Below are 6,177 nucleotides of genomic sequence, written 5' to 3' on the forward strand. Positions count from 1 at the left end.
GAGCTGACGCATCGGTGCATGCGGCGGGCCGGCTTCGTGTACCCGGCGCGGAAGGCGCCGCTGCCGACCGCGCTCGACGACGCGGAGGCGCTGGTCGACCTGCCCGGCCGACGCCGGCACGGCTACGGCATCGGGTCTCGGCCACCGTCGTCCGGGCAGCCGCCCGCGCCGTACTACACCGAACTCGACGCGGACCGGCGCCGCCGCTTCGACCTGGCCTTCTCCGGCCCGCCCGAGGCGCGGACGGAGGTCGCGACGGGCTCCGGAACGGTGCGGGCGGGACAGCGGGGCTGCGACGCGCAGGCGCGGGGGAAGCTCGCCGGTGACGTCGTCGCCTGGGCGCGCATGTACTAAACGCCGCAGGCGGTCAACGGCCGCCTGGACGCGGCCGTTCCCCGGCAGTCCGGATACGTCGCCGCGCTGGGCCGCTGGCGCTCCTGTATGAGGGAACTCGGGCACCCCTATTCGTCGCCCGAAGTGGCCCGTAAGGAGCTGAGTGAGGAGTATGAGAAAGCTGAACCAAAGAAGCGCGCGCAGAATTTGGAATTCCGCGCACTTGAACGTGACGTCGCCGCAGATGACGGCGAATGCGCGCTGAAAAGCCGACTTCCGTCGTCCGCCATTGCGGCGCGGCGCGACCTCGTGCGGTCGCTCTCGGAGAAGGACCGCGCCGTGCTCGCCGAACTGACGTGCATTCAGGCGGCCGCGCTGAAACGGGCCGAGGCGGTCATCGCCGACAAGCCGCGGCGGGCGGGCCGTTGGCGCCCGCCCGCCGTGCGCAGAGGCGCGGCCCGGGGCCGCCCGACCGGGTCAGCTCGTCGCGTACCGCTGCAGGAACAGCGCCTCCGCCACCGAAAGGCGTTCCAGCTCCTCGGGGGACACGCTCTCGTTGACCGCGTGGATCTGCGCCTCGGGCTCGCTCAGGCCGATCAGCAGGATCTCCGCGTCCGGGTAGAGGGCGGCCAGCGTGTTGCACAGGGGGATCGAGCCGCCCATGCCGGCGGCCTGCATCCGCTCGCCGTCGTAGGCGTCGCTGAGCGCCGCGGCCATCGCCTCGTAGGCGGGGCTCGTGGTGTCCGCGCGGAACGCCTGGCCCTGGCCGATCTGCTCCGTGGTGACGCGCGCGCCCCACGGCGTGTGCGCCTCCAGGTGGGCCCGGAGCAGCTTGGTCGCGTCGGCCGCGTCCACGCCCGGCGGCACCCGCAGGCTGATCAGCGCCCGCGCGGCCGCCTGCACGGACGGCGTCGCGCCGATCACCGGCGGGCAGTCGATGCCGAGCACCGTGACGGCCGGGCGGGCCCAGATGCGGTCGGAGACCGTGCCCTCGCCGATGAGCCCCACGCCGTCGAGGACCTTGGCGTCCCTGCGGAAGTCGGCCTCCGTGTACTGCAGGCCCTCCCAGGTGCCGTCGGCGTCCAGGCCGTCGATCGTCGTCGAGCCGTCCTCGGCGCGCAGCGAGTCCAGGACCCGCACCAGCGCCGCCAGCGCGTCGGGCGCGGCGCCGCCGAACTGCCCGGAGTGCAGGTTGCCTTCGAGGGTGTCGATCCGGACGCGTACGAGGGTCATGCCGCGCAGCGTCGCGGTCACCGTCGGCAGGCCGACGCGGAAGTTGCCCGCGTCACCGACGACGATCGTGTCGGCGCGCAGCAGCTCGGGGTGCTCCTCCGCGTACCGCTCAAGGCCGCCCGTGCCCTGCTCCTCCGAGCCCTCCGCGATCACCTTGACGTGCACCGGGACGCCGCCGTTCGCCTTGAGGGCGCGCAGCGCGAGCAGGTGCATGACGATGCCGCCCTTGCAGTCGGCGCTGCCGCGCCCGTACCAGCGGCCGTCGCGCTCCGTCAGCTCGAAGGGAGGTGTGGCCCAGCCGGCCTCGTCGAGCGGCGGCTGCACGTCGTAGTGCGCGTACAGGAGCACCGTCGGGGCGCCCTCGGGGCCGGGCAGGTAGCCGTACACCGACTGGGTGCCGTCCGGGGTGTCGAGCAGCGCGACGTCCTGGAAGCCCTCCGCGCGCAGGGCGTCGGCGACCCAGTTCGCGGCGGCCTCGCTCTCGCTCTTCGGATACTGCTCGAAGTCCGCCACCGACTTGAACGCCACCAGTTCGGTGAGTTCCGCCTTCGCCCTCGGCATGAGAGAGGCGACGGTTTCGGCGATCGGATGCGGGGACATGGGCACGCTCCTCGTGGGTGCGACGTTGTACGGGGTGCAGGTGATCCTCCCACGCCGCCGTGATCCTCCCGCAGGAGGTGCGCGGCAGCGTGCGCCGTAGGATGCCTGGAGAGAGCGCGGCGAGCGCGGCCACAGAGCGGGAGCGGGAGCGGAAGACCAACGTGAGCAGCGAGAACTCAGCGGACGACGCGCGCCAGGTGTGGGACGTCGTCGTGGCCGGCGCGGGCCCCGCGGGCGCTTCGGCCGCCTATGCGGCAGCCGTGGCCGGGCGCAGCGTACTGATCCTGGAGAAAGCCGAACTGCCGCGGTACAAGACGTGCGGCGGCGGCATCATCGGCCCCTCGCGCGACGCGCTGCCGCCGGGCTTCGAGCTGCCCTTCCAGGACCGGGTGCACGCCGTCACGTTCTCCCTCGACGGCAAGTTCGCCCGCACCCGCCGCTCACGAAGCATGCTGTTCGGGCTCATCAACCGCCCCGAGTTCGACCAGCAGCTCGTCGAGCACGCGCAGAAGGCGGGCGCCGAGCTGCGCACCGGCGCCACGGTCACGCGCGTCGAGCAGCACGGCCCCGCGGTGCCCGACCGGCGCACGGTCGCCGTCGTCCTCCAGGGCGGCGAGACCGTCCTGGCCCGAGCCGTCATCGGCGCCGACGGCAGCGCGAGCCGCATAGGGGCGCACGTCGGCGTGAAGCTCGACCAGGTGGACCTCGGCCTGGAGGCGGAGATCCCGGTGCCCGAGACCGTCGCCGAGGACTGGGCGGGCCGCGTCCTCATCGACTGGGGGCCGATGCCGGGCAGTTACGGCTGGGTGTTCCCCAAGGGCGACACCCTCACCGTCGGCGTGATCTCCGCGCGCGGTGAAGGCGCCGCCACCAAGCGGTATTTGGAGGACTTCATCGCCCGCCTCGGCCTCGCGGGCTTCGAGCCGAGCATCTCCTCCGGCCACCTCACGCGCTGCCGCAGCGACGACTCGCCGCTGTCGCGCGGGCGCGTCCTGGTGTGCGGTGACGCGGCGGGGCTGCTCGAGCCGTGGACTCGTGAGGGCATCTCGTTCGCGCTGCGTTCCGGGCGGCTCGCGGGGGAGTGGGCGGTGCGGATCGCCGAGGCGCACGATGCGGTGGACGCGCGCCGCCAGGCCCTGAACTACGCGTTCGCCATCAAGGCGGGCCTGGGCGTCGAGATGAGCGTCGGCCGCCGCATGCTCGGCGTCTTCGAGCGCCGCCCCGGCCTGCTGCACACGGCGATCACGAGCTTCCGCCCCGCGTGGAACGCGTTCGCGAAGATCACCCGCGGTTCGACGACGCTGGCCGAGCTGGTGCGGACGCATCCGCTGGCGGGCCGGGCACTGAGCCGCCTCGACCGCTAGCCGAACCGGCTCGCGCGGCGCCGGGGTTGGCCCGCCCGCCACCTGACCCGGGTCGACCGGAAGCTGAACCGGCCGGGCCGGTGGCCGGAGCGGTTGGCTCCGGCCACCGCCGCCCGCTGCCGAGGGGGCACTGGCTTTCAGCTGTGGGCGGGAGGTCCGGTGCTGCCGCTCTCCGAGCCGCCGAACCCTGCCGCCCTCGCGGCGGTCCGGCTCCGTCCGTGGGCGCCGACTCCGTCCCGGGGGGTGGTCCGGTCCGTCCCGGGGGCCCGGCCCTTGCCGTCCGTCGGGTCACCCGGTGTCGCCGCCCTCCGGGCTGCCCGGCCCTGCCGTCCGCGCGGCGATTCGGCTCCGTCCGGGGGGTGGTCCGGCCCTTGCCGTTCCTCGGGGCACCCGGTGTCGCCGCCCCTAGAGCCGCCCGGCTCTGCCGTCCGCGCGGCGGTCCGGATCCGTCCGTCCGTGGGACGGTCCGGCCCTTGCCGTCCCTCGGGGCACCCGGTGCTGCCGCCCCCCCCGGGCCGCCCGGCCCTGCCGTCTGCGGGGTGATCGGGTCCTGCCGCCCTCGGGACTGCCCCGGTCCTGCCGCCTGCCCGCCGGGACACCCCGCCCCTGGGGGGAGGGCCCCGTACTCCACCGGGAGTACGCCTGATCGCCACGCCTGGCGGACGCCCGTCACCGGGGCCGCGGTCTAGCGTGACGGGCATGGAACAGCAGCGTGGACGCAAGTGCGGCGGTCCGCCCCGAGCCGGGAGCGGGCCGTCGGCGTCGCGCCCGGGACCGCCGTCCTGGCGGGGAGGCCCGCCGTCCGGGCAGGAGGGGCCGGAGCAGGAGGGCCCGCCGTCCTGGCGCGGCGGTCCGCCGTGGTGGCGTCAAGGCCCGCCGTGGTGGCGTCAGAGCCCGCCGTGGTGGCGCCTCGGGGACGCGGCCGCGCGCCGTCTGCCCTGGCTCACCACCGCGCTGCTCACCCTCTTCGTCCAGGTCGGCACGACGTTCGCCGGGCGCGGCCAGTCCGACCGCGAGCCGGTCGACGGCTTCGCGCGGGCGCTGCTGTTCGCGGGCACGGCGTCGCTCCTCCTCCGGCACCGGCACCCGGTCCCCGTGGCGTACTTCGCCGCCGGGTCCGCGTTGGTCTACCTCGGCGCCGGCTATCCGTACGGCCCGGTCCTCATCACCGTCGCCGTCGGCTGCTTCGCGGCGATCGTCGCCGGGCACCGGTACGCGGCGTGGGGCGCCGTCGCCATGCTGTGGACCGGGCACCTGCTGGTCGCGCACTGGCTGTACCGGTATCTGCCCCCCAGCGGCGACGGGGCCCGCTCCTGGGGCGGGGAAGTGGTTGTCGCCGTCTGGGTGGTGGCGATCGCGGCCGTCTCCGAACTGGCCCGCACCCGCCGCGAACAGTGGGCCAAGGAACGTGCCGAGCGGGAGCTTGCGGCCAAGCGGCGTGCCGACGAGGAGCGGCTGCGCATGGCCCGGGAACTGCACGACGTACTCGCCCACAGCATCTCCGTGATCAACGTCCAGGCGGGCGTCGGCCTGGCCCTGCTCGACTCCGACCCCGAACAGGCCCGCACCGCCCTGACCACCATCAAGTCCGCGAGCAAGGAGGCGCTCGGCGAGGTCCGCCAGGTCCTGGACACCCTGCGCGCCCCCGGCGCCGCCCCACGCGCCCCCGCCCCCGGCCTCGGCCGCCTGCCCGAGCTCGTCGAGCAGGCCAGGAGCACCGGCCTGACCGTCACGGTCGCCACCGAAGGCCGCCGCGCAGACCTGCCGCCCGGCGCCGATCTGGCCGCGTTCCGCATCGTCCAGGAGGCCCTGACGAACGTCGTACGCCACTCCGGCTCCCGGAACGCCCGCGTCCTGGTGCACCACGCACCCGACGCCGTGACCCTGCGCGTCGACGACGACGGGCCCGCCACCGGCGCCGACGCGGGCGGCAGCGGCAACGGTCTGGCCGGAATGCGGGAGCGGGCCGCGGCCCTGGGTGGCACGATCGAGGCGGGCCCGCGCCCCGACGGCGGCTTCCGCGTCACGGCGGTCCTGCCCACCCGCACGGTGGCCACGCAGTCCGCAGAGAACACCGCACCTCAGGAGGACCAGTGATCCGCGTACTGCTCGCCGACGACCAGTCGTTGGTCCGTGCAGGGTTCAAGGCGCTGCTCGACGCCCAGGCGGACATCGAGGTCGCGGGCGAGGCGGCGGACGGGGACGAGGCGGTGCGCCTGGTGCGCCAACTGCGGCCCGACGTGGTCCTGATGGACATCCGCATGCCGCTGCTCGACGGCCTGGAGGCCACCCGTCGCATCACCGGCGACGCGGGCCTGGACGGCGTGAAGGTGGTCATGCTCACCACCTTCGAACTCGACGAGTACGTCTTCGAGGCCATCCGCTCCGGCGCCTCGGGGTTCCTGGTGAAGGACACCGAGCCCGAGGAACTGCTGCGCGCGGTAAGGGCGGTGGTCGACGGGGACGCGCTGCTGTCGCCCGGGGTGACGCGCCGTCTCATCGCGGAGTTCGCCGCGCGATCCAAGGAGCCCGCGGCCGCCGGGACGCTCGGCGAGCTCACCGAGCGGGAACGGGAGGTGATGGCCCTCGTCGGCATCGGCCTGTCCAACGAGGAGATCGCCCGCCGTCTCGTCGTCAGCCCGCTCAC

At 74.6% G+C, this 6,177-nt stretch carries 5 protein-coding genes; 4 read left to right on the forward strand and 1 reads right to left on the reverse strand.

Going from position 1 to position 6,177, the window contains the following annotated elements:
• Positions 1-18: 18 nt before the first annotated feature.
• Positions 19-354 carry a hypothetical protein gene (locus STRAU_RS09680; RefSeq protein WP_016640096.1) on the forward strand — a complete coding sequence of 112 codons (336 nt, stop codon included), beginning with the start codon at positions 19-21 and terminating at the stop codon, positions 352-354.
• 456 nt (positions 355-810) lie between these two features.
• Here the strand turns inward: STRAU_RS09680 and STRAU_RS09685 are convergent, their stop codons facing one another.
• Positions 811-2,166 (reverse strand): dipeptidase, encoded by a 1,356-nt coding sequence (locus STRAU_RS09685; RefSeq protein WP_016640097.1) that lies wholly within the window; start codon positions 2,164-2,166, stop codon positions 811-813.
• A 161-nt stretch (positions 2,167-2,327) separates the two neighbouring features.
• Between STRAU_RS09685 and STRAU_RS09690 the strand changes: the two genes are divergently transcribed.
• The 3 genes from STRAU_RS09690 to STRAU_RS09700 all read left to right on the forward strand — a co-directional run.
• Complete coding sequence (locus STRAU_RS09690; RefSeq protein ID WP_037658407.1) at positions 2,328-3,530, forward strand: geranylgeranyl reductase family protein; 1,203 nt, start codon at positions 2,328-2,330, stop codon at positions 3,528-3,530.
• 699 nt (positions 3,531-4,229) lie between these two features.
• Positions 4,230-5,627 carry a sensor histidine kinase gene (locus STRAU_RS09695; protein ID WP_016640099.1) on the forward strand — a complete coding sequence of 466 codons (1,398 nt, stop codon included), beginning with the start codon at positions 4,230-4,232 and terminating at the stop codon, positions 5,625-5,627.
• A partial coding sequence (locus STRAU_RS09700) for a response regulator transcription factor (protein ID WP_037658409.1) occupies positions 5,624-6,177 on the forward strand: 554 nt, incomplete at its 3' end. The genes STRAU_RS09695 and STRAU_RS09700, both read left to right, overlap by 4 nt.

The sequence above is a fragment of the Streptomyces aurantiacus JA 4570 genome (assembly GCF_000414115.1).
GTDB classification, from domain to species: domain Bacteria; phylum Actinomycetota; class Actinomycetes; order Streptomycetales; family Streptomycetaceae; genus Streptomyces; species Streptomyces aurantiacus_A.

Bases quoted from the DNA above. Each gene is read 5' to 3' on its own strand.
- STRAU_RS09685 (WP_016640097.1), bottom strand. From the start codon at position 2,166: ATGTCCCCGCATCCGATCGCCGAAACCGTCGCCTCTCTCATGCCGAGG.
- STRAU_RS09695 (WP_016640099.1), top strand. From the start codon at position 4,230: ATGGAACAGCAGCGTGGACGCAAGTGCGGCGGTCCGCCCCGAGCCGGG.
- STRAU_RS09680 (WP_016640096.1), top strand. From the start codon at position 19: ATGCGGCGGGCCGGCTTCGTGTACCCGGCGCGGAAGGCGCCGCTGCCG.